The following is a 24,943-nucleotide window of genomic DNA, read 5'->3' on the forward strand; positions in this document are numbered from 1 at the left end:
TTATGCAGTTTTTACCGCAGCTTCAACAGCAAGCATATGACCATTTTCTTCGAAGTTTGAGTGCCAAGAAAGCGCTTCACGAAGAAGATGAGGGGTATGGCCGCCTTTTGCACATGCACGGTCAAAGTAATCATTCAATGCATCACGGTACATTGGGTGGGCACAGTTGTCGATGATCGCACGAGCACGTTCACGTGGCGCCAGACCACGAAGATCTGCCAGACCTTGTTCTGTTACCAAGATATCTACATCGTGTTCAGCATGGTCTACGTGAGACGCGAATGGTACTACTGAAGAGATGTCGCCACCTTTCGCAATTGATTTGGTCACGAAGATTGCCAAGTGCGCATTACGTGCGAAATCACCTGAACCACCAATACCGTTCATCATTTTGGTACCACAAACGTGAGTTGAGTTCACGTTACCGTAGATATCGAATTCAAGCGCAGTGTTGATACCGATAATACCTAAACGACGTACCAGTTCAGGGTGGTTAGAGATCTCTTGTGGACGCAATACCAGTTTGTCTTTGTATTGCTCCAGGTTGTTAAATACTTTCTCGCCATATTTAGCAGAAAGTGTAATTGAAGAACCTGAAGCAAACTTCATCTTACCTGCATCGATCAATTCAAAGGTACAGTCTTGTAGTACTTCTGAGTACATGATCAAGTCCTCGAAGTTTGAATCTTTCAGACCCGTCAATACCGCATTTGCGATTGAACCAATCCCTGCTTGAAGAGGCCCGAGGTTTTTCGGTAGACGGTCTTCAGCCACTTCTTTTTCAAAGAAAGCGATCAAATGGTTGGCAATGCTTTGAGTCTCATCATCTGGTGCGGTCACAGTAGATGGAGAGTCATGCAATTCGCTGTTAAATACGATACCAACAATTTTAGATGGATCGATATTGATCGCATGCGTACCGATACGCTCATCCACTTGAGTCAATGGAATCGCTTGACGCGTTGGACGATATGTCGGGATGTAGATATCGTGCAAGCCTTCAAACGCTGGGCTTAAATTCGTGTTGATTTCAACAATCACTTTCTCTGCAAAAATTGCAAAACTTGCAGAGTTACCTACAGAAGTTGTTGGAATGATGCCGCCATCTTCAGTGATCGCAACTGCTTCAATTACCGCTACATCAGGTTTTTTCAACTGCTGGTTACGCATCTGTTCAACTGTTTCAGACAAATGCTGATCGATGAACATCACTTCGCCTTTATTGATCGCTTTACGTAAAGTGTTATCGACCTGGAACGGTAAACGGCGTGCCAATACACCAGCTTCAGTCAATTGTTTGTCTAGATCGTTCCCTAGTGATGCACCAGTAATTAACGTGATCTTTAATGGATTTGCTTTTGCGCGTTGTACTAAAGCTAAAGGAACCGCCTTCGCTTCACCAGCGCGAGTAAAGCCACTCATACCCACAGTCATACCATCTTCGATGAATTCAGCAGCTTGTTCAGGGCTGATGACTTTGTTGTGTAGGGAGGCTAAACGGATACGATCTAAAGACATTTCAACTCTCATAAATTCTTAAATAATGATACGGATTGTACCGATCAAAAAATGTATTTTGCATAGGTGTTAGGCTAAGGTCTAATTTTTTAGCTAAATGTAGGTATAATGAAAAATGATGTTTTTTAAATAATTGAATTATTGAAAATTAAAATGAATTGTATAGAAATACTAAAAAGTATTTTGATGCTTTTGTGATCACTTACTAGAAGTGATCAGTGAGCGTTTGACGAATTTTATCCAAGGTGGTTGGGGCAGTAGGTGCCTCTGAATCTGCTGTTTTCAGAGGTAAGGCAATAATGGCTTCCAGACCGCCTTCAGGCCGATTCTGGATATGCAGCTCACCTGAGTGAATATCTACAATACGTTTGACAATGGCCAGACCCAGACCACTGCCTTGTACGGTACGCGCAGAATTTCCACGAACAAAGGGTTGCATCAGCGCTTCAATCTGGTCTTCTGGAATCCCTTCACCATGATCGGCCACACTGATCATCAGTTTATGGTCCTGCACATAGGCAGCAAGCTCAATTGGTTCCGCACCATAGCGTTTCGAGTTATTGATCAGGTTACCAATCAGGCGTTTCAGCGACATACTGCGTACTTCAACCAGTGGTATCTCTTGAGGTGTAAAGCGAATATCGAGTGGCTTAAACTGCTTGACCAGTTCCTGCAACAGTACATTGACATTGGTTTCTTGCAGCTCTTCATCGGAGCCATCCCGCATATAGGAAATGAACTGGTTCAGAATGGCATCCATATCCTCGACGTCATAAATCAGCCCTTCTTTGAGGAAGTCTTCATCCGGCATCATTTCTGCGCTCAGACGGATACGGGTCAACGGTGTACGCAGGTCATGTGAAATCCCCGCGAGCATGATTCGACGATCACGCTCGGTTTGATCCAAGGTATAAATCATCTGGTTAAAGGCATGATTCACCTGACGGATTTCCAGCGGACCATGATTGGTATCCAGATAAGGAGCAGAGCCATTTTTACTATAGCTGTTTGCTGCATTCTGCAAGCGGCGTAAAGGACGGTTCAGCTGACGCACTAGGGTCAGAATAATAATGCCGGCAATGAGTGGTGTACCAAGCAGCCAGCCTAGAATCAGTTCAGGGCTATAGTTGGCATAGGTCTTAAGAGGTTCACGTACCCAGTTGCCATTCATTTCAGGGGTTTGAATCCAGATGCGTGGACTTGGCTTGAACTGGAAATAAACGGTTGCCTGTTCGATTCTTAATTCTTTGGCTAGTTTGGTTTCAATCTGATTGGTAAAGAATTCGGCAATGACCTTGTCTTTTACATTGGGGTATTCAGCAGGATTGGTGACATATTCGATTCCGATCCGGTTTTTGAGCCAGCTATCAATATCGACTTCCTGTTCTTTATGATAAAGACGCAGGTCCGGATTGTTGAGAATCTCCAGCTCCATGGCCAGATAACGCGCGTGTTGCTGAATTTCAGGTAAATAAAGCGTACGCCAGAAAAACCAGATTGACATGAACAGGCTGAAACAGACCACAAAGACCACCAATACAGTGGTTCGCATTGCTGCAGAGCGCGGTTTGACTTTGTCCAGAAAGCGTTCCCAAGGGGTACGTTTTTTTTCTGAATAGCTGACAAAATCGGTAAATTTTTGTGGGTCGATGGGGTCGAGTTTCACTGAGCAATCCTGTGCTATGACTTCAGCAAATTATTATAAGTTGATTAAAAGGCCTTATCACACCGGAGTCAAACCATCTGTAATTTAGATATAGGTTAAAACCTTTGGTTCGACCTACTTTTGTTTCGGCAAAAGTAGGCAAAACCATTTTCATTTGTAAAACTCGTCAAATTGCGGCAAGTAATCAATTTATCGCAGAAACATTAGAGATGAATACCTCCTGCCTCAGACAATTGCGAATGAATTTGTCACGTAATTCAAAACTAGATTTATAGACGGACGAATATTTTACTTTCTTCTAATAAGAAAATTATTCAGCACCATCTGGAACAAACACATAACCGACACCCCAAACGGTTTGAATATAACGCGCACGGGCAGGGTTTTCTTCAATCAGTCGACGTAAGCGTGATACCTGAACGTCAATTGAACGTTCCATCGCACCCCATTCACGGCCACGTGCCAGATTCATCAGCTTGTCACGAGTTAAAGGTTCACGTGGATGTTGGACTAAGGCTTTCAATACGGCAAATTCACCGGTAGTTAAGGTGACGACCTGTCCTTCACGAGTCAGAGTACGAGTGGACAGATCCAGTGACCATGGGCCAAAGGATACCACTTCCATTTGCTGGCTAGGAGCGCCTGGAACTTCACGGACTTGACGACGCAAAACTGCACGAATACGTGCTAGCAATTCATTTGGATTAAATGGTTTAGGCAGGTAATCATCTGCACCAGCTTCCAGACCTGCAATACGATCTGAATCGCTACCACGTGCGGTGAGCATAATGATTGGAATATCAATATTCGATTGGCGTAGGCGACGACAGATGCTGAGGCCATCTTCTACAGGCAACATAAAATCGAGCACAATCAGAGAAAACAGTTCCCGCTGTAATAATCGATCCATCTGGGTGGCATCGTGCGCAGTTTTAACGACGAAGCCTTTATCTTCAAGGAAACGTTGTAACAGGGTACGCAGACGCACATCATCATCGACAACCAGGATGCGCTCGACCCGGTCGGTTTCGGTATGTACAGCATCGGGTTTTTCAGCAGGTACCACTAAACTCATGAGGTGCTCCTTTATTCTTTATTGTCGTCATAAACAAAAAATGAAATATGCTTTGAGTATACGATTCATTACTATTAATTGACTATGCTCTAAAGCATCAAATATTGCAGTTAAAATCAAGACATAGATACCAAATATATACATCTATATGCGAAAAAAATCGTCCCGGAACAAGAATAAAATGCAAAGTTCATGCAAACTTTAGTGGAAAAACTGGAAAACGATCGTATACGGTTATCTGAAGCTTATATAAATTAATAAAAACAATGGTGGATTTTATAGACCTGGTCTTTATAATCATGCCATTTAGTACTTATCCTTGTGGGATCAAACACGATGACTGACTTAGTTCAGCAGTTGGCAAAAGAACTTGCCGTACGTCCAAATCAAGTAGAAGCTGCCATCAAACTGATTGATGAGGGTGCCAGCGTTCCTTTCATTGCACGTTACCGTAAAGAAGTAACGCAGGGCTTAGACGATACGCAACTACGCCAGCTCGATACACGTTTATCGTATTTGCGTGATTTGTATGAACGCCGTGAAAAGGTGATCGAATCACTAAAAGAACAAAATAAATTATCTGATGATTTATTGGCACGGGTGAATGCGGCAGAAACTAAAAATGCCCTAGAAGAAATTTACGCACCATACCGTCCAAAACGTACCAGCAAATCGTTTAAAGCGAAAGAAGCCGGTTTAGGTCCGATTGCAGAAAAAATCTTTACTGAAGCCGTGGATCCGGCAGAAGCTTTGGCGGGCTTTAGCCATGAAGATTATCCAGATCAGGAAAGCCAGCTCGATGCGATCCAGCACATCCTGATTGATGACTGGGCACAGAATATTGCGTTGACCACTGAACTTAAAGCAATGTTTGCTAAAACTGCTGTGCTGAAAAGTCTGGTCGCTAGCGAAGAGAAAAAAGAAGTTGGTAAAAAATTCCGTGATTACTTCGATTTCTCTGAAAATCTGAACAAGGTACCTTCACACCGCTTATTGGCAATGCTACGTGGCCGCCAGGAAAATGTACTGGGCCTTAAAGTAGATGGTGAAGATGATGCACCATTGGCACGTATTGAAACTGAATACAACCTGGATACCATTCAGCCGCAATCCCGTCAGGATTTCTTAAAGCAAACTGCGAAACTGTTCTGGCTTGGTAAAGTTCGTCCAACGATCGAACATTCATTATTGACTGAAAAACGTCTGGCTGCTGAAGCTGAAGCAATGCAGGTCTTTGCTGAAAACCTGCGTCATTTACTGCTTTCTGCGCCTGCAGGTGCCCGTACAACTCTGGGTGTAGACCCTGGCATCCGTACCGGCGTGAAACTGGCGGTGGTGAATGAGTCTGGTGATGTACTGGCACATAGCACCATTTACCCGTTTGCACCGAAAGATGATAAAGAAGTTTCACTGACTGAATTAGCACGTCTTTGCCGCGAATTCAATGTTGACCTGATTGCAATCGGTAATGGTACGGCAAGCCGTGAAACTGAAGCATTGGTTGCTGAAATGATGGCTGCAAATAGCGATCTGAAATTGACTCGTGTTTCTGTTTCAGAAGCGGGTGCTTCTGTTTACTCAGCATCTGAACTGGCTTCTCAGGAATTGCCTGAACTGGATGTATCGATCCGTGGTGCAGTATCAATTGCACGCCGTCTGCAAGATCCATTAGCTGAACTGGTGAAAATCGATCCTAAATCCATTGGTGTAGGTCAGTACCAGCATGATGTAAACCAGACCGGTCTGGCAAAAACTCTTGAAGCAGTGGTTGAAGACTGTGTGAACTCGGTCGGTGTGGATGTAAATACTGCATCTGCTGCGATTTTGGGTTATATCGCAGGTCTGAACAAATCAATCGCGCAGCAAATCGTGGACTTCCGTAAAGAAAATGGCCGTTTTGACAATCGTCAGGATTTGAAAAAAGTGCCACGTCTAGGCGAGCGTACTTTTGAACAGGCAGCGGGTTTCTTGCGTATTCAGCAAGGTTCAGAACCACTAGATGCATCTGCAGTTCACCCTGAGTCATATACGCTTGTGTCTAAAATTGTTGAAGCGAAAGCAACAACGGTAAAAGACATTATTGGCAATACTGAAATCATTCGCCAGGTCAATGCAGAAGAATTTGTGGATGATAAATTTGGTTTGCCAACCGTTCAGGACGTTTTGGCTGAACTGGAAAAACCAGGCCGTGACCCGCGTCCAGAATTCCGTACCGCAAAATTCCGTGATGATATTACTGAAGTGGCTCAATTGACTGAAGGCATGCAGCTGGAAGGTGTAGTCACCAATGTGACTAACTTCGGTGCTTTCGTGGATGTCGGTGTACATCAGGATGGCTTGGTACATATTTCTGAATTAGCCAATGAATTTGTGGCTGATCCGCATAAAGTGGTGAAACCAGGTCAAATCGTACAAGTTCGTGTACTGAACGTCGATGTTGAACGTAACCGTGTCAATCTGTCGATGCGTCCTGAAGGTTCCGAAGCGCCAGTGAAAGCACCACGTCAACCACGCCGTGACAATGAGCAACGCGGTGAGCGCAAGCCACAAGGTAAACGTCCACAGCATGCGCGTCCGCAAGGTGATCGTCCGCATGGCAAGAAACCTCAAGCGGCTAAACCACAAGAAAATAAAATTGGTGGTTTAGGGGCATTGTTATTGCAAGCAGGAATTAAAGGTTCGAAATAAACTGATGAGTTTGTTTGAGAAGTAATTTAATATAAAAAGAGCCGAAAGGCTCTTTTTATATTTTGGGGTGGTTTGTGAATAAAAAGCTTAATGTTATAGTAAATTTTCATCGTTATAGAGCAGAAATAAAAAATTTATTACAACAAAACCTTGAGAGTGCTGAAAAAGTAGATTTTAATATTTTTTTATTAGATATTGATAAATTGTTAATTGATATAAGAAATGAAAAGCAGTCTCTTAAAAAAGGTCTTTATGATCAAAAAAATGATGATTTTTATAAAAATATAGATTTTTTATATAATGAAGAAGATATTGATAATAATACTATAAAAAAGGAAAATCATTTAAAGTTTTGTTAGTTACAAGAAAAATACTTTAAAAATATTAGAAGTATTGTTTTAATATATAGGGTGTTGGAACTCAAAATAAAGAATGAAATCAATGAAGATGAGTTTTTTAATATAATTAATAAAATAGATTTTAGAAGTGGAGTTTATTTTTATAATTTAACTTATTATCTATATTTAATAAATTTCTACTCAATAAGATTTAATGATTTAGATTTTATTGAAAAGATTTTTTCCGATTTTCTAAATTAGACTTCTTGCGTTAGTCAAAATTTAAACAGCCCAAAGCTACATTTTATAAGGTTTTAGCCAATTCAAAAATTAGGTAAAACGATACTTTCGCAAGAGATCTATTATAAAGTTTTAAATATATCTACACACTTTAGTGATGATTATTTTAAAGTATATTACTTCCCGGATAGATTTTATGATCAGAACTTCACCTCTATACTGTTAAATTATAATGAAAATTTAAACAATAGGGTGAGAGTTAGAAAAGACTTAGATTTTGTTCTTTTTTTAAAAAATGTTGCTAATATAAAAATGCTAGATCTTCAAAATCATGTTATTGAAATGCTAACTAATCTTTTAGTTGATTTTGATAGTGAATATGAAAGAAAAGTTGCACATTATACTAATTTTAGTGTTGCTCAATTGCTAGGAACAAATAAAACTAAATTTAGACTAAACTCAACTGACTTTATGAATGATCCATCTGAAGGGAATATTTTATTTGAATACTTGCATCTTAATAAAATTGAATATGATTCACATAATAAAACTTTTTTAAGTTGTTTTACTTTTAATCATAATAGTTTAAATCAATTCAGGTTATATGGTCTGCAGGATAATAAACCGTGTACAGGTGTAAGTTTAGTTTATAACTCAAATTTTTTCTTTAATACCGATACTATGATTATTGATTCTATTAACGAAAATAACTTAGATTCTGTAAATAAAGAAGATTTTAAAAATGGTCTTAAAATTCCTTTATTTCGCTGTGTATATTTAGATTCTTTTACTGGATATTTTGAGGTTGCTAAGAGAAATAAATTTACTTTTTTTCAAGAGATTCAAGATAAATCTTTAAGTGTCAAAAGCTGGGAAGACTATACGAGAAAAATGTCGGGTATCGAAGAAAAAGTAAATAATTCAATGGGTTTTATATTGGTTACATTAAGTGCTATAAAAGGTGAAAATCATAATCTAAAAGTAGATGATCTAAAATCAGCTAATAAAATTATTTCACCTATAAGTTTTCTTTTTAAACATTTTGCATTTCAAGAAGAACAAGAATGTAGAATGGTTGTAATAGATAAAATTGAAAGCGATCATGTAATTTTAGATGAAAATGATAAAACTAAGTCGTATATCGAATATAGTCAGCCCACTAATAGAGATATAAGAAATATTTATATTGGACTTGCGTCTTCATATAAAATGTCTGATTTATTGAAAAAAATGAAAGATTCAGGAGTAAAAAAACTACCCAAAACAATTATCTCTGAAAATCCATATCGTATTTAAATAAAAAACCTCCCGATGGGGAGGTTTTTTATTGGATATTTATGAGTTAATTATCGGAACAATCCAGCTGGTAATAATCAATAAAATACCCAGATGTCCCAGTTTACGTGTCACATAAACCAGTTTAGACGGTGGCTGTTCCAGCTGTTTGGCATACTCTTCCATGGTGATGCCTTGTTTACCTTTACTGGTATATAAAAACACACCCAAATCCAGACAGATCAGAATGGTGCCAATATCTGCCACCAGTTCCATCAGCTCAAATTGCTGGGTATAGAGCGACATGCTAACGCTATAAATCAGATAAAGTCCAAAGGCTATACATGCATATTGCAGGATCACTAAAAATTTCTGCATAAATTTCAACAGTTCAAAAAATTAAGGCAATTATACAAACAATTCGGACAGTCTGCGCCCATTACAAGCTTTGCATCACATCGGCAAAATTCTGCTTCTCGACCAGCTCCAGAAATTCATCTCCCAGGCGCTGACTTTCAGCAATACATTGCTTCCAGAGCTGAATCCGCTGGGCTTGATCCAAACCTTTCAAAGTGAAGTCCTTACGATCCGGTAAACGACCCAAAGGCAAACTTTGCAGATATTCCTGAGAAGGTGAAATTAGCAAAGTTCGTGCCTGATTTTCTGGGCTTGCCGTGCGTTTAAACAGTTTATCGAACCAGCCAGGAGTAATGCTGTCAGTAAAATGCGGATACAGCACGATGCCTTTGCTCTGAAATGGCAGGTCAATATGATAGTCAATCAAGCCGCCATCGCGATAATAACCTTGCGGTGCATCCGGAATATTATTGACCGCTGCCATGACGCCCGGAATAGAGGCAGAGGCCATCAGCCAGGACAAAACACTTTGCTCAGTTAAAGCATGATAGTGTGTGGTAAATCCATCATCGGCAATTTTAAACTGTTCACCCGTATTTGGCTGGCTAATCACACGTTGCATAAAATGGCGACTGTGTTTACGTGCCACAGCGGTAGTTCCGACAATTCCGGCTACAGAGGCGAGCAGGGGGAGCGCCTTATCACTCTGAAAAATGTGTTGGGCTTTAATCGACAATACCGTCAAATGATAATCTGGATGATTCACCAGATCGGTTTCTTTGCCTTGTACCAGATCCAGCAGCATGCCACGACAAACGTCACTGACTTCTTGGCGAGTCATTTTCTTGTGAAAGTATAAATGGGTATACAAGTCGGCAAGACGTTCAGTGCCTGCTTTGGCTCCCCAGGCCGCGACACTGGCAAAACGCCAGCTACCAATGGATGAACCGACTAAGGTTCTACGCTGAGGAGCGCGTGGGAAAAACTCGCCAAAAATGGCCTGATCCAGTCCCTGAATACCAATACCTTTGGGTCCACCTGCGGCACCTGGCACGATATCAATCTGTTCGGGTTGCAAACCTTCTTTCAAAATCAGCTCACGAGCCTGATGCCCAGCGCGGATTTTCAGAGCAGGCGCATGTTTTTGTAAAATATGCATAGAGGTTCAACCCATATTCGACCAGTGAGGACATATTTTAAGCATCTAGTCACAGAGCCCAATGGCAAGATGTATCCTAAGGTGACTTTGCAGTCATAGGAGAGGAGAAAAATAAAAAAACCTGAACAATGTCAGGTCTTTTAAGCAGGTTATTTCAGTTATTTTGCAATCCGCCAGACCGCGAGTATGCTTGCTAGCACAATCAGAATCACTGATACAAACCATGGTGAAATGATCGCAATCGAAAGCAGAATGGCCATGATACTGCCAAAAATCCAGCTACGTTTTTGCTGATGTTCCATTTGCAGGCGCATGCTTTGTAATTCATTGAGCTGCTTGGCATGCCAAGCGGACTGGTTTTTCAAACCGTTCAGGCTGTCGATCATCAGAGTCGGTAAGTCCTGCGCACCCAAAAGTAGATCCGGGATTTTTTGCCCCAGTTCTTTAATATTCTTTTGCGGATTTACCTGAGCCTTGATCCAGTCCGTCAGAATCGGTTTGGCAAGACTCCAGATATCCAGCTCAGGATACAAGTCTGTTCCCAGACCTTCTACATGAACCAGCGTTTTCAGTAATAACATCAGTTGTGGCGGAATTTCTAGGTGGAAACGACGGGCAATATCCATGACCTGAATCAGAATACCGGCAAAATCCAGTTCATGCATCGGTTTGGAAACCATTGGACCCACGGTACGACGCATTTCGCGTGCTAGCGCGTCCTGGTCGGTACCTGGTGGAATCCAGCCTGCCTGATGCACAATCTGAATCAGCTGCATAAAATCGCTGTTCATGACTGCCAGCAGCATACGCGCCACGGTCATCTGATCGTGCTTGGATAGCTCACCCATAATCGCGCAGTCCAGCGCAATAAAGCGCGGATTGGCCGGATTGATGGTTTCTACAAAGACATTGCCCGGATGCATGTCTGCATGGAAGAAGTTGTCACGGAACACCTGGGTAAAGAAAATGGTCAGACCCTTACGCGCCAGATCAGCACGATCCATGCCCAGCTTATCAAAGGTAGCAATATCTGAAATCGGTACACCGGTAATCCGTTCTGCGACCAAGACATCCTTGCTGTCCATATAGACTTCAGGCACATACATCATGCTGGAGCCAGTGAAGTAATGACGCATCCGGCGGGTATTATCCGCTTCCAGAGTCAGGTCTAGCTCATTCAGAATGATCTGACGATAATCCTGAATGATTTCCGACAAATGTAGGGCACGTGCTGCTTCCAGACGCTTTTCCAGAAAATCACCTAACCAGGTGAGAATCTCAAAATCCTGCAAAATCTGATTGCGGATATTCGGACGCGTGACTTTGACGACGACTTCACGACCATCATGCAGGGCAGCGGTATGCACCTGCGCAATAGATGCAGCAGCCAGTGGCTGGGCATCAAAACGGGCGAACAGGGTATTTACATCGGCTTTCAGCGATTCCTGAATGCGCATCTTGGCGACATCGTTGTCAAAGGGCTTAACGCGATCTTGCAGTAATACCAGCTGTTGCAGCACTTCAGGTGGAATCAGATCACGACGGGTCGAAAGTAACTGTCCCAGCTTGATCGCCAGCGGTCCCATTTCTTCCAGTGCCAGTTTCAGCTTGAGCGGATTTTTACGCTCACGGCTGGACCAGGCTGCCGGATGCATACGGATTAAAGATAAAATGTGCCGGGCTTTTTCAGGAAGTTCTTCCGCAGGAAACAACGTGTCGAGTCTATAGTGCGCGGCGATGCGCCAAAGTTCGAGTAAACGTGAAACATGCGGAATCATAAAGCGGTGTACCTAGTATTGAGAAGGAATATGAGGTGTAGCAGGAGTAAATGGCTGATCAGTAGAATCGTCAGATTCAATCTGTGCCTGAAGCTGACGGATTTTGGCTTCAACGCGATCCAAATTCTGGTTCAGGATACGAGTATCCTGATTCAGGTCATCCATTTGCCAGCGCGGGGCAAAGAGACCACTATCTTCTTTCAGAGCATCTTCAGCAAAAAATAACTGGCTTTGTAAAGTGCGTTTTAAATGCTTCGGAGCCAGCTGCAACTTGCCAATTTCATGTGCCAGAGCAGGGCCAATCCAGGGACTTAAATGCGCCGCCAGATCAGGTTCCGCTTGCTGCATGATGCGCTGGATTTCTTGCAGAAGTTTATAGTCACCTTGCAATGGAATATTGCCGACGTCATCAGCAAGCAGCAGCTTGAGCAGCTCTACGACATTATTCACCTGTAGTGTCGCCGTTGCTTCAGGAGTTTGAACATTATTGGCTTCATAAGGGCGCTGTTCAAATATCGAAGAGTCTTCAGTATGACCGCTTGGCGTTGGCTCCAGACGAACCTTGCCTTCATCAAAGAAGACATCGACGGACAGCTGCGGTGAAGTAATGACCACTCGCAGCATTTTTCCAGCCAAAGCATTGAGCTGAATGCGGGTAATCGCATCCAGATCAATCATATGATGAATCAGGCGTTCAACAGCACCGAGTGCGAGAAGTGACCACATATCGGGTACGACCCTTAAAGTTTGAAGCCACGGTGAACGGCAACGATACCGCCGGTCAGATTGTGATAATCACAGTTCTGGAAGCCAGCATTTTCCATCATACCTTTTAAAGTACGCTGGTCTGGATGCATACGGATTGATTCAGCCAGGTATTTATAGCTTTCCGAGTCATTCGCCACGATTTTACCCATGATTGGCAAAGCGGTGAATGAATACAGATCATACAGTTTTGAGAATGGCTCAAAAACTGGTTTAGAGAATTCCAGAATCAGTAAACGACCGCCTGGTTTAAGCACGCGATACATGGCTGCCAGTGCTGCATCTTTATCGGTCACGTTACGCAGACCAAAAGAAATCGTTACCAGGTCAAAGCTGTTGTCGGCAAATGGTTCTAGAGTTTCTGCATTCGCCAGAACGAAATCAACATTGGTACAGCCGGCATCAATCAGACGGTCACGGCCAACATTCAGCATGGATTCGTTAATATCAGACAGTACTACATGACCGGTAGGGCCCACTTCACGGCTAAATACTTTGGCCAGGTCACCTGTACCGCCCGCAATATCCAGCACATGCTGGCCACGGCGCACGCCTGACATATTAATCGCAAAACGTTTCCATAGACGGTGAATACCGAATGACATCAGGTCATTCATGATGTCGTATTTGCTGGCTACCGAATGGAATACTTCAGCCACTTTCTGGGCTTTTTCATCACTGCTCACGGTCTTGTAGCCGAAGTGTGTAGTTGGACCGACGTTACCGGTATTGGCACCGCGTGGCAGGTTATATTTAGGGACAGTTCCAGTCACAGGCGTATCGGTCAGGCGTTGTTCTAGAGATTGTTGCTGACCTTGTGGAGCGCCTTGCGGAAGCGGAGTGGTTAAGAATGGGCTCATTTTGTCTGTCTGTTGTGCCGACTCGGGTGTAGGGGTAGGCGTTTGATTTTCATTCGACATTGGAGTCACTCCTAACATATCAATCGGGTTAATCTTGCATTGCCTGCATAATGACAGATTCTTGGATGTTATTCAGCAATCATGATGCAATTGTTATGAATAATATACAGAAAAATAGGAATATGGGCGGAAATCTTCACCGCCAGTGATCGAATAATTCATATGATTTATCACTGGCAATGTCCTGCCATACAAACCCGAAAATATCAGGATCAGGCAGGACCGCAAGCCTTCCTCATCATGGATGGGAAAGGAGTGTATTATTAGAATGGTGTTGGATCGCCTGAATGCACCTTATCAATAATGCCACGTTCAATCGCAGTAAAGTCATGCACGAATTTTTCTGCCGATTTTAAGGGTTTCATGGCCTGGAAACCGTCCTGCATAAACTCATACATCACCTGAAAATAATATTTATTGGCTGCACCTTTACACATCTTGAATGCCGTATAAACCACAAAGGAACGCATATATTTATCCAGGCTGACACCCAGCTGATCCAGCAATGCCAGCTGTTTCAAGCGTGCTTCCCCCTGATCCAGTTTTAGATAGGTCACACGCATCATTTCATCGGTCAGTGGTGCGTTGGCAGGATAATCCTCTAAAAGCTGGATTGCGACCTGTTCATCCAGTTGTACCGCCAGAATCGCCAGCTCGACGCCTGAGGTTCCGGTTTTCAGGGCATTTTCCGGAATCATTTTTTCTGCTTTATGCGCATATTTCATCAGTCGGGCAATCTGCTCGGCCAGTGCGTCAAAGTCCGGGCCACCGTAGAGCCGGTTCAGGAAATATTCGGCCATCAGCTGGTTATTTTTTTCAGAAAAATGCTGATGATGGCTACGCTGCATCCGTGCCTTTTGCCATGCCTGCACATCCTGTAAACGGCTTAAAATTTCAGGCTGAGTGTGATACTTCAGCTGATAATACTGTTCTAAGAGTTCATCTAATCGGGCAAGTTTGGACATGTATTTTCAAATATGATTTTTCGATCTCAGAATCTTAGAGGGTGTGGAGCAATCTCGCTATGACAAATTGATCAATGATTCCTTATTTGAATGTCAATTTGCTGTTTAAACAGACAATCTAATCGTGTGAAAAACGTTGCTAACGCTATTTTTGCCTTCAGACTCCTCGCTATACTGTCCACAAGAATAAAAGATGAGGGATCTCCATGCGTACAGAAGAACAAATTTTCCAGTTAATGGATGAAGACGAGCTATCCCTTACGCTGATCAATGCCCAGTATGATCTGAGAAAAACCCAAGGTCAGAAAAATGGCAAAAGCCTAATTGTTCTGGTCAATGGAATTGAGCTGGCAGGTAAGGGCGAAGCAGTCAAACAGTTACGTGAATGGGTAGATCCTCGTTATTTGCAGGTGAAGGCCGATCAGCCGCAAGTATTAGGAGAAAAACAGACCTTCTGGCAACCCTATACACGGTTTATTCCTGCCCAAGGCCAGATTATGGTGCTATTTGGCAACTGGTACAGTGATCTGCTCAGAACCACCATGCAGACTGGTGCCATTGATGATGCCCAGTTTGATGCCTATCTGGAAGATATGCGTGTCTTTGAGCAGGATCTAAAAAATAACTATGTGGATGTGGTCAAGGTCTGGTTCGACTTGCCCTGGAAAGTGCTACAAAAACGCCTGGATCAGATTGATCCGAGTGAAATGCAATGGCACAAACTGCATGGCCTGGACTGGCGCGACAAAAAAAAGTACGACACCGTGCAGCGTTTGCGAGAGCGGTTTACTAAAGACGAAGACTGGCTGATCATTGACGGGGAAGATGAGAAACGGCGCGACCAGCAGTTTGCGCAGCATATTTTGCAATCTTTAAAACATTGTCCGAATCATCCGGTTCGAGCCAAGGGACAATGGAAACAGGCCAAAATTCCAGAATTATTGCAGCATCCTTCGCAAGAGCTTGCTAAGACAGAGGACTATAAGGCGGAACTGAAAAAACTGTCTCCTCAGGTGGCCAAGGCGCTGCGCTCAGACCCACGTAATGTGATTTTGCTGTTTGAAGGGATGGATGCAGCGGGCAAGGGTGGAGCGATCAAGCGGATTGTGAAAAAGCTGGATCCCCGTGAATATGAAATCCAGACCATCGGGGCGCCGGAAAAATATGAACTGAATCGACCTTATTTATGGCGTTTCTGGAACAAGCTGCAAACCGATGATGATATCTGTATTTTTGACCGCTCTTGGTATGGCCGGGTGCTGGTAGAACGGGTAGAAGGCTTTGCCAGCCCGGCAGAATGGCAGCGGGCCTATGATGAAATTAACCGATTTGAGCAGGGCCTGATTAACCATCAAACCGTGATTATCAAATTCTGGCTGGCGATTTCCAAGGAAGAGCAGGCCGCTCGTTTCAAGGCGCGTGAAGATACTCCGCATAAGCGCTTTAAAATCACCGATGAAGACTGGCGTAACCGGGAACGTTGGGATGATTATTTAAAAGCGGCAGCCGATATGTTTGAACGTACGTCGACAGAACAGGCACCATGGCACATTATCGCCACTGATGATAAAAACACCGCTCGGGTTGAAATTTTAAAAACAATTTTAAAGCAGCTTCAGGCAGATTAATCTGCCTGAATTTTGAAAAGTTTGGGGGATAAAAAATGGGACGGGAAATTTATTTGCTTTGAGCAATCTGTTTTTGCTGAATATTTTTTGCAGTACGATAGCAATCTTCAACATGTGCTTCAGCAATTTTTTTCATGACAAAATAACCGAGGCTCGCAGCTACCAGTTGACCACCGAGTGGAATGAATTTTGTGACTTGCTTTGTGATCACTTTCGCTGCAACATTGTTCAAAGATTTTTTGACTGCTGTACGTGCTACCACCAAGCCGGAAAACTCGATTCCGCGTTTACGCAGTTCATTCCAGTGCACCTGTTTGGTTGCAGGATCAAACACACTGATCTGTTCAGGGGCCAAACCAAAGCGGGCATTGATCTCCGGGATCAGTTGCGACAGAATGCCGACATCAATGACCACGTCCAGAAATGGTACCGGAATCACGGCTGCTCCGGCAGAATAGTAGGCACGTTTTTTGGTTAGCTCTAAGCACTCGTTGCGAATTCTGTCTAAATCTAAACTTGGATCGATACGATCTGGAATTTTGTCTAATTTCATGGGCATTACCTAAAGCTAGATGTTGTTTTTTTCTGTTAAAACATCAATAAGATGCTTTTTTCAAAGAACTTTTTTGACTGGAGTATGAGTTTTAAAGTGACATAGACAGTTCGGTAAGTATAGTAAATAATCTTTATCATTTTGTAGTACTGCTCTATCTCATTTTTCAGGGGAAACGATGGCAATTCATGTTATTCAGAGTCAACGCATTGATGTGCTTTTGGATAGTATGCTGCGTATCGTCAACCAGAGCGCAAAAAATCCCTTAGCCGTGTTACAGCCGCGGCATTTTATTGTGCCGTCTCATGCAGTCGAGGCCTGGCTCACTCAAAAAATTGCTGAGAAAAAAGGCATCAGCGCCAATACCCAGTTTCATCACCGGATCCGTGCCTTTCAATGGACTTCCTATCAGTGGGTGCTGAATAATCCCAAAGAAGTCGAACAGGTTCGTGAAGCCAATATTCCCAGAATTATTATTAAATGGCGGGTATTTCAGGCACTACGCAAATGTATTTTGCCTGAGCAGATTCCATTAGAGATCGATCATCCGCTGTATTCGATTATCAAACGGATTTATGACAGTGCAGATCGCCTGGAGCAGGGCACAGAAAAGCAGCTGAAAAAACAGAGCATGCTGTATTGGGTATCCGAACAGGTCTCGCGCCTGTTTAGCCATTATATGGATTATCGTGGTTATTGCGCGCGGAATTGCCCGCCACAGGAATGCCGTTGTCCCACCAACTGGTTAGCGTCCTGGGGGCAGGATATCGCGCTCGATCTTGAGCAGATGATCTATATTCCTAAAGATGAAAATGGCCATGAAATTCCGGTGGCAGACTTCGTCAAGATTCAGGCACGCGAACTGGAAGCCTGGCAGCGCTGGCTGTGGCAGCATGTCTTTCAGGATGATTATGCCAAGATTCTGGACATCGAACAGATGTACTGGGAACGTCTGGAAAATGAAGATACTCAGGCACAGGCTTTAAAACGTTTGCCACAACAGGTCGTGGTCTTTACCTTGCTAGAATTGCCACCGAGTCAACTGGATTTCTTGCGCCGTCTCGGCCAATACATCGATATTTATATTTTCCACTTTAACCCATCACAGGAATATTGGGCCGATAGTGTCGATCCGGACTGGAAAGCACGTTATGACCTTGGCGTGCAGGAACGTTTCATCAAGAAATTTGAAAAATCTCAGGGACGTTTGCCGACTGATACCGAAATCCAGCATTTCTTTGCTGCTTTTCAGCTGAACTTTAATGCCGAAGACCGGGAATCGCGGCATCCCTTGCTGACCCGCTTTGGCAAGCAGGCGCGTGATCATTTCTCGTTATTGTCTAAACTGTCTTCAGGTGAAGAAGGTCTCTGGGCTGATGCTTTCGTGGATGAGTATCAAGACAAATTGCTGGCCAAGATCCAGTCGGATATTCTGTACCTGCTGGAACCGGAAAAACACCAGTATCCGCTTAAACCCGACGATGATTCGGTGCAGCTTCATGTCTGCCATTCTTCACTGCGCCAGCTGGAAGTTTTAAAAGAACAAATGATTCACTGGCTGGCTCAAGGTACCGAAGATGCCCCACGTCAGCCGAGCGATATTCTGGTGCTGGCCCCGAACTTGAAAGAGCTGGAGCCGGCGATTCGGAGTGTCTTTGCACCACCACCGCGAGAACGGGAAGGCAATAGTCAGCGTCTGCAAAAAGACAGCCTGTATCTGCCAATCCAGATTGCCGGGGTGTCCCGACTCGATGTCAGTAATGCCTGGCGTGCGGTACTGGGCCGGATTCAGCTGGTGCATCGACGTTTCAGTATTGAAGATTTTGCCGACTGGCTCAGCCTGAATGCCACCCAGCAACTTTATGCACTGGACTATACCCAAGTTGAGCGCATGTTGCAGTTACTGGGTGAAGCGGGCTTTAAACGCGGTCTGGATCAGCAGCATTTACAGCAAAGCCTGACTGCCGGTGATGAAGACTACCGCTTCAGTTTTAAGTTTGCGCTGGATCGGCTGGCACTTGGACTTGCAGTGCCAGAACATGCTCTGTTTCAGGACACCTTAAGCTATGCTCAGGTCTTGAGTAGTGATTTTCCTCTCATTTCGACTCTGATCCAGATTTATCAGGATCTGGTACAACGCCGTGACTGGCTGATTTTGCATGAAAAGGGACAACGTACCCCGGTAAAAACCTGGCTGGAATATCTGCGTGAAGACTTGAATGAGTTCCGTGAAGCCGGGGTTAAGTCCTCAAAGACGGTCGCAGAAATCATTGACAAGCAGATGCGGATGCTGACGTTGGCCGATTACCATGATCAGGATGATCCGCAGGCCAGCCAGGAGCTGGTCGCCTTAAGTCTGCCATTGCCTTATGTACTGGAAGAAATTCAGAATACGCTGGAGATGCAACTGGATCAGGCCGAGCCGACCGGACAAATTACCTTTAGTCAAATCGGCCAGATCCGTCCGTTGCCGTATAAGCTGGTGGTGATGCTAAATCTGGATACCGGTAAATTCCCGAGCCGGAATCAGCAGGTGCCATTTGACTTGATGAACAGCCTAAAGCCGCAACTAGGGGATCGTTCCCGTCTGGATGATGACCAGGGTGCTTTTCTGGATGCATTGCTACTGGCGCAGGACAATTTATGGCTATTCTATAATGGTTTTGATGTTGATGACGGAGAAGCACGTGATCCATCCACTTCATTGCAGGAACTGATCCAGCATATTGCCTTGATTTGTCACTCAGACCAGCCCGATGCTGAAGTCGATGAAACGGTTGAGCTCAATGGTTTGAGCGTGGCCAAGCATATCCGTCAGCTCTATCATGTGCATTCATTACAGCCTTTTGACCCGATCGGTTATGTGGAATCTCATACTCCACGTTATCAGACTCAGTGGTTTGCTGTAGCAGAATATATTCGCAGTGCAGAGGGCAAGCGCAGCAGCTGGATCAATGCCCATTATCCGGCACTGATGCAGAAAGAAATCCGGGTGCTCAAAGGGGATGAGTGGATTCGTGACATGATTTTCCCGGCACGCCTATTCCTGAAAAGTGTCGGTATTTCCAGTGTGAGATATGCCGATCTGCCAAGTTCACGAGAACCCTTATTGCTGAATAAACTGGAACAGTATCAGGTTCGGGATTTTCTGCTGCAACAGGATCAAAAGATTGAGCCACAGCTGATGCTGGACCGCTTGCCGGTCGGAAAAACTCAGGAAGCGACTTGGCTCAGCAGTCAGCAGGAACAGCAATCACTGAAAGAACGTTTATTGCAACTAAATAAAGAACTGACACCTGTAACGCAGCAAACCTGGCAATATAATCCTGAGCTGCTGATCCATATTACCTTGCCACAAGTGCCGCACAGCAGTTACTGGCTCAGCATGCAGTCTTCTTCGGCTTCAGAGAAACGTCGAGCACAGGTCTGGCTGGAATATTTGCTCTGGCTGGCCTATCTGAATAATGACGAGTTGTCGCCACAGCTGGAACGGATTGTCATTTTCAGCAATAAAACCCTGAAATTCTCTGGACTGCGTTCTAGTCAGGCACGTCATCATTTACAGGCCTGGCTGAAAGCCTGGAAAGTGGGACAGACTCAGCCGCTGGTATTGCCAGCCGAATTGCTGATGAAAAAGGCCTGGGAATGGACTAAAAATGAACAGGGGCAGATTACCATTGCCGAGATGCAGGAACTGCTAAAGGCCTGGAACAACAGCTATGAAAGTGCCAAACCATTGACCTCAGATGAATCTACTCAGCTACATCAGGACTGGCAGTTTATTTTGCAGGATCAGGACCCGGATCTGGCCTTGCAACGCTGCTGCCATGACTTTGCTCATGCGTTATATGCACCGATTCATGAATATCTGGAATGGATAAAAGAATAATGACCATGTTACCCAACCAGAACAAAAAGATTTCAACCAATCCGATTCAGGACATGCGCTTTAGCGGCCTGCACTGGATTGAAGCTTCCGCGGGTACGGGTAAAACCTATACCTTATCCAGTTTGATGGTACGGATTTTTCTGGATCAGTATTATCCGCATCAGGTCATTGCCACTACCTTTACCCGTAAGGCCACAGCTGAACTGAAAAACCGGGTACGTCTCAGAGTCGAGGAAACGTTGGCCTTCATTCAGCGTCATCAGGAGCTGAATTCAGTCGAAATCACCGCCAAAATCCAGGCTGAATCGGATCCGCTGTTCCAGCAGGTGTTGAAAGATTATGGCTCACGCATGGATTACGCCCGGCGCCGTTTACGTCTGGTACTGAACCAGCTAGATGAGCTGTTTGTCGGGACTCTGGACAGCTTTAGCCAGAAATTATTGCGTGAATTTGCCTTTGAAAGCGGCAGGATTGAACGGGCGGAACTGACTGAAGATCAGGACCTGTACATTCAGCAGCTGATTCATGATGTACTGCGGGAATGGATCCAGCAGCAGCCGCAATATATGGTCAATCATCTGTATCTGCAAAACCTGTTGAAACCAGTAGAACACTATACCGGACTAGTTCGTGATGCCTTGAATTTCCGTGTGCAATACTTTCAGAAGGTAGAAAAAGTCGAATGGGATCTGGCTGAACTAGAGCACTGCATCCAGCGCCTGTTCGATGTACATGAACATGAAATTGAGATCATTCGGGAGTATTGCCAGAATTCTCCCAAGTATTTTCATAAAAGTTTTTTGACCAGATTAAGTGACGTTTGTGAAAACTTTATGACCTGGATGGCGGCACTGAAAATCAAAGGCGTGATGAGCTTTTTTGATCCAGAACTGCATGCGATCTTATTGAATCTGTGTTATTTGCGCCGTAAGAAAACCGATTTTCAGCCGACGACTCAAGTGTTTAACAAAAGCTGTCCGGAAGCAGAGCAGCAGCAGATTCTACATAATAATCTGATTCAAGCCATTGATGGATTGTGCGAAGTCAAAGAGAAGATGGATGCACAGCTGAAGCAGCTGACCACCTATCTTGAATATCATATTATTCGCAGTGTGCAGAACCGTCTGCCACAAACCTTGCAAAAACAGGGTGAAACAACATTTTCCCAACAAATCCGTACTCTGGCTGAAGCTCTACAGGGACAGCAAGGTCAGCGTTTTGCCCAGTTTGTACAGGCGCGTTATCCACTGATTCTGGTGGATGAGTTTCAGGATACCAATCAGGATCAGGATGATCTGCTGGCTAAAATCTGGCGCGATCCGAACCGGGTAAAAGCCGGCTGTATGATCATGGTCGGGGACCCGAAACAGGCGATTTACGGTTTCCGTGGCGGCGACATGTTGACCTATAACAAGGCGCGTGCTGATGTGCTGAAAAAGCAGGGCCGTGAATACACCTTGATCCAGAACCATCGCTCGGTAAAACCTCTGGTCGAGGTGGTGGACGCGTTGTTTCAACGCCAGATGGATTTTGGTGAACAGGTGCATTACACCCTGATTCAGGCGGGAAGCAGGCCCCATCCGGATTTAATCGATAAAACGCTGAGTAATCCGTATCCACTGCGCTGGATTCAGCTCGGTGAACAGGACGTTGAAGCCGATCAGGTGGTCTGGAAAATTCGCCAGTTATTGAATCAGTCTGAACAGCAGCAACTATATTTCCAGCAAGGTGACAACGTTCAGTACTTAAAAGCAGATGATATTGCCGTCCTCAGTTTTGGCCATTATGCGCTGGAACAGGTCAAGCAGTGTCTGCAATGCATGGGTATTCCCTGTTATAAGGAATCCAAGCAGAGCGTCTTTGCCAGCCCGGTGGCTCAGGATGTTGCAGCTGTTCTGACCGCGATCATGGAACCTTTTAATGAAGCCAAAGTCAAACGTGCCTTATTGACCCGTTTATTGGGTTTTAACCTGAAAAAGCTAATCGAACTGCAAGAGCAGAGTGAAGGTCTAAGCCGTTATATTGCCGATTTTGATGCCATCCGGGAAATGTGGTTTGAAAAAGGGTTTCTGACGGCCTGGAATTATGCCTTAAACCTATTTCAGGTCTGGACTAATCTGGTCGCGAGTCAGAGTCTGGACAATGAACGGGTAGTGGTGAATTTACGTCATCTGACCGAAATTCTGTGTCAGCAAAGTGAATATTATCAGGGTGCTCAAAAGCTGTATCACTGGTATTTGCGTCAGTTGCAATCACCTTCCGGCAAGGACAACGAAAAAGAACGCAAACTCTCTGGCGATCATGGGGTACAGCTTTTAACCATCCATGCTTCCAAAGGACTAGAATTCAAAGTAGTGTTCCTGTTGGGTGCCGATGCACCTTTTGATGTAAATAAGGGGAATCTGAACTTTTCCCTGTCAGCTGCGGAAAATGTACTGGAACAATCCCGGGTGATTGCAGTCAATCATAAGGACTTGCATGAGCAGGCGATTTTGCAAAATGCGGCTCGGAATGCCGCAGAAAATCACCGGCTTTGGTATGTGGCACTGACCCGGGCCAGTCACCGGGTTTATGCCATGCTGCAAGATCAGAGCGGACAGGCGGATTCAGGTCTGGCGTTCTGGCGTGGACAAGGTGAGGCGGTCTTTCAGCATGCCTTAAGTCTGCTTGAACCACCTCTGGCTTCTGAGCCGCCTAGAATTGTGGCAAAACAGACAGAAGCACCGTTACAGATGCAGGCTCATCCTTTACCGGAGCGACAGTTCTATCCGCGGACCAAAACCAGTTTTACTGCACTGTCAAAGCATCTCCCGCATCAGGCAATATTGCAGGATGATCTAGTCATCGCTTCTGAACGTCCAGACAGTGCCGCAGATGAAATGAATCTGCTGGAACTAGAACAGCAGGTAGCCAGTCAACCACTGGACTGGATCAAGCTAAATTTTCCAAAAGGCACGGTGGCGGGAACTTTCCTGCACAGTATTTTTGAGCATATCGATTTTCAGGATCGCAGTTACTGGAATCTGGAAATCCGTCGCCGTTTTAAAAATACAGCGCCACAGATCTGGCAGGAACTGAAAGAGAAATTTCATCAGGCCTTTCATGTTCGTTCATTGTTACAGCAGGCATTTACTCCGGGCTATCAGACGGCCTGTGTGAATTTACAGACCCTGTTCAGTCAGGTGGCCCGTCAAGGTCAAATGCAGCCGGAGAAATTGCAGCAGAGTATGCAAAAAGTACTCTCCAGCCTGAATTATAAAATCCTGACCGGAATTCGCCTGCATGATCAGAGTGAAGCTTATCGTCAGGAATGGCAGCAGTTTTTCCGTTCCGCTCAAACATTCGATCACTCTGAATGGTTGAACTTCTTAGGGCAGTTTCAACGCTATGTTACAGAACTGGATGATGAGCCTTTTATCCAGTTTTTCGAACAGGAAATGGCGCAGATGACGCCTGCTGAGACAGCAGCACAACTGGATGTAGAAACCGTTTTTCAGCAGGCATTCGATCATTTCATTGATGAGATGATTGAAGATCTTCTGCTCAATCGGGTTCATGACTGGCTCAAAGAAATTCTGGCTGCACCCCTACAGGCAGAGTTCAGCCTGGAGCAGTTGCAGCAAGGTACTTATTTGTCTGAATTCCCGTTTTACCTGTCTTTAACCGATGTGCCGTTACAGATTCGTCAGATCCAGCACCTGTTTGCCGAGCATGATATTCTCATGCCTGATTTTAATGAGGCAAAATCAGCACGCTATCTGACCGGATCTATCGATTTGGTTTATTTTGATGGGCAGCGCTATCATATTGCCGATTATAAAAGCAATTTTCTCGGGCCGGATCAGCAGCATTACACGGCCGAGGCCATCCAGCAGAATATGACTCACTCCAGTTACTGGCTGCAAGCGGCATTATATCTGGTGGCATTGCATCGTTATCTAAGCGTGAACATGCAGGGATATGACATGCAGCAGCATCTAGGTGGAGCGACTTATCTGTATCTGCGCGGTATGAATGGTCAGGCTGAACAAGGCGCTTATCACTGGCAGCCTAGTCTGGAATTTATTCTAAAACTGGATGAAATTCTGGGCTATTTTGAGCAGAAAAAATCAGCATAATTTTGATGATT

General features: G+C 44.5%; 16 protein-coding genes. 6 read left to right on the forward strand and 10 right to left on the reverse strand.

The genetic code is table 11. The features are described from left to right. From FOC32_RS05945 to ompR, 3 genes are all read right to left on the reverse strand, one after another. A complete protein-coding gene (locus FOC32_RS05945) occupies window positions 1–1,518 on the reverse strand; it encodes an acetyl-CoA hydrolase/transferase family protein (protein ID WP_004781704.1) in 1,518 nt (505 codons plus the stop codon). A gap of 205 nt (window positions 1,519–1,723) precedes the next feature. Then, window positions 1,724–3,184, reverse strand: a complete 1,461-nt coding sequence (locus tag FOC32_RS05950; protein ID WP_004781706.1) for an ATP-binding protein — start codon at window positions 3,182–3,184, stop codon at window positions 1,724–1,726. Between the two features lie 310 nt (window positions 3,185–3,494). After that, window positions 3,495–4,259, reverse strand: a complete 765-nt coding sequence (ompR, locus tag FOC32_RS05955; RefSeq protein ID WP_004781707.1) for a two-component system response regulator OmpR — start codon at window positions 4,257–4,259, stop codon at window positions 3,495–3,497. A 336-nt stretch (window positions 4,260–4,595) separates the two neighbouring features. Between ompR and FOC32_RS05960 the strand changes: the two genes are divergently transcribed. From FOC32_RS05960 to FOC32_RS05970, 3 genes are all read left to right on the forward strand, one after another. After that, window positions 4,596–6,947, forward strand: a complete 2,352-nt coding sequence (locus FOC32_RS05960; RefSeq protein ID WP_004781708.1) for a Tex family protein — start codon at window positions 4,596–4,598, stop codon at window positions 6,945–6,947. Between the two features lie 74 nt (window positions 6,948–7,021). Continuing rightward, window positions 7,022–7,306 (forward strand): hypothetical protein, encoded by a 285-nt coding sequence (locus FOC32_RS05965; protein WP_004781710.1) that lies wholly within the window; start codon window positions 7,022–7,024, stop codon window positions 7,304–7,306. 471 nt (window positions 7,307–7,777) lie between these two features. Next, a complete protein-coding gene (locus tag FOC32_RS05970; RefSeq protein ID WP_051065355.1) occupies window positions 7,778–8,821 on the forward strand; it encodes a DUF2971 domain-containing protein in 1,044 nt (347 codons plus the stop codon). 39 nt (window positions 8,822–8,860) lie between these two features. Here FOC32_RS05970 and FOC32_RS05975 read toward each other — a convergent pair whose 3' ends face one another. The 6 genes from FOC32_RS05975 to FOC32_RS06000 form a co-directional block, all read right to left on the reverse strand. Beyond that, window positions 8,861–9,178, reverse strand: a complete 318-nt coding sequence (locus FOC32_RS05975) for a hypothetical protein (protein WP_004781714.1) — start codon at window positions 9,176–9,178, stop codon at window positions 8,861–8,863. A 61-nt stretch (window positions 9,179–9,239) separates the two neighbouring features. Next, a complete protein-coding gene (locus FOC32_RS05980) occupies window positions 9,240–10,316 on the reverse strand; it encodes a patatin-like phospholipase family protein (protein ID WP_125278807.1) in 1,077 nt (358 codons plus the stop codon). A 158-nt stretch (window positions 10,317–10,474) separates the two neighbouring features. Beyond that, window positions 10,475–12,094: an ABC1 kinase family protein gene (locus FOC32_RS05985; RefSeq protein ID WP_004781718.1), complete on the reverse strand. Its 1,620-nt coding sequence runs from the start codon at window positions 12,092–12,094 to the stop codon at window positions 10,475–10,477. Window positions 12,095–12,106: 12 nt separating this feature from the next. Next, on the reverse strand, window positions 12,107–12,820 hold the full coding sequence (locus FOC32_RS05990) for a ubiquinone biosynthesis accessory factor UbiJ (RefSeq protein WP_175966629.1): 714 nt from the start codon (window positions 12,818–12,820) through the stop codon (window positions 12,107–12,109). Window positions 12,821–12,834: 14 nt separating this feature from the next. After that, window positions 12,835–13,779 carry a bifunctional demethylmenaquinone methyltransferase/2-methoxy-6-polyprenyl-1,4-benzoquinol methylase UbiE gene (gene ubiE / locus FOC32_RS05995; protein WP_004781720.1) on the reverse strand — a complete coding sequence of 315 codons (945 nt, stop codon included), beginning with the start codon at window positions 13,777–13,779 and terminating at the stop codon, window positions 12,835–12,837. A 263-nt stretch (window positions 13,780–14,042) separates the two neighbouring features. Then, entirely contained in the window at window positions 14,043–14,744 is a 702-nt protein-coding gene (locus tag FOC32_RS06000) for an FFLEELY motif protein (protein WP_175966631.1), read from the reverse strand. A 206-nt stretch (window positions 14,745–14,950) separates the two neighbouring features. Here FOC32_RS06000 and FOC32_RS06005 point away from each other — a divergent pair, with 206 nt between their 5' ends. Next, window positions 14,951–16,372, forward strand: coding sequence for a hypothetical protein (locus tag FOC32_RS06005; protein WP_004781722.1), 1,422 nt, complete (start codon window positions 14,951–14,953; stop codon window positions 16,370–16,372). Between the two features lie 49 nt (window positions 16,373–16,421). Here the strand turns inward: FOC32_RS06005 and FOC32_RS06010 are convergent, their stop codons facing one another. Then, on the reverse strand, window positions 16,422–16,925 hold the full coding sequence (locus tag FOC32_RS06010; protein ID WP_004781723.1) for a hypothetical protein: 504 nt from the start codon (window positions 16,923–16,925) through the stop codon (window positions 16,422–16,424). Window positions 16,926–17,103: 178 nt separating this feature from the next. On the opposite strand from FOC32_RS06010, the gene FOC32_RS06015 reads away from it, so the two are divergent. Both FOC32_RS06015 and FOC32_RS06020 read left to right on the forward strand, forming a co-directional pair. After that, complete coding sequence (locus FOC32_RS06015; protein WP_175966633.1) at window positions 17,104–20,814, forward strand: exodeoxyribonuclease V subunit gamma; 3,711 nt, start codon at window positions 17,104–17,106, stop codon at window positions 20,812–20,814. Continuing rightward, the gene (locus FOC32_RS06020; protein WP_175966635.1) at window positions 20,814–24,932 is read left to right on the forward strand and encodes a UvrD-helicase domain-containing protein; all 4,119 of its coding nucleotides are present in this window, start codon (window positions 20,814–20,816) and stop codon (window positions 24,930–24,932) included. The genes FOC32_RS06015 and FOC32_RS06020 overlap by 1 nt, the downstream gene beginning before the upstream one ends. Window positions 24,933–24,943 lie beyond the last annotated feature (11 nt).

Source organism: Acinetobacter sp. FDAARGOS_724, from assembly GCF_013364475.1.
Lineage (GTDB): Bacteria > Pseudomonadota > Gammaproteobacteria > Pseudomonadales > Moraxellaceae > Acinetobacter > Acinetobacter variabilis.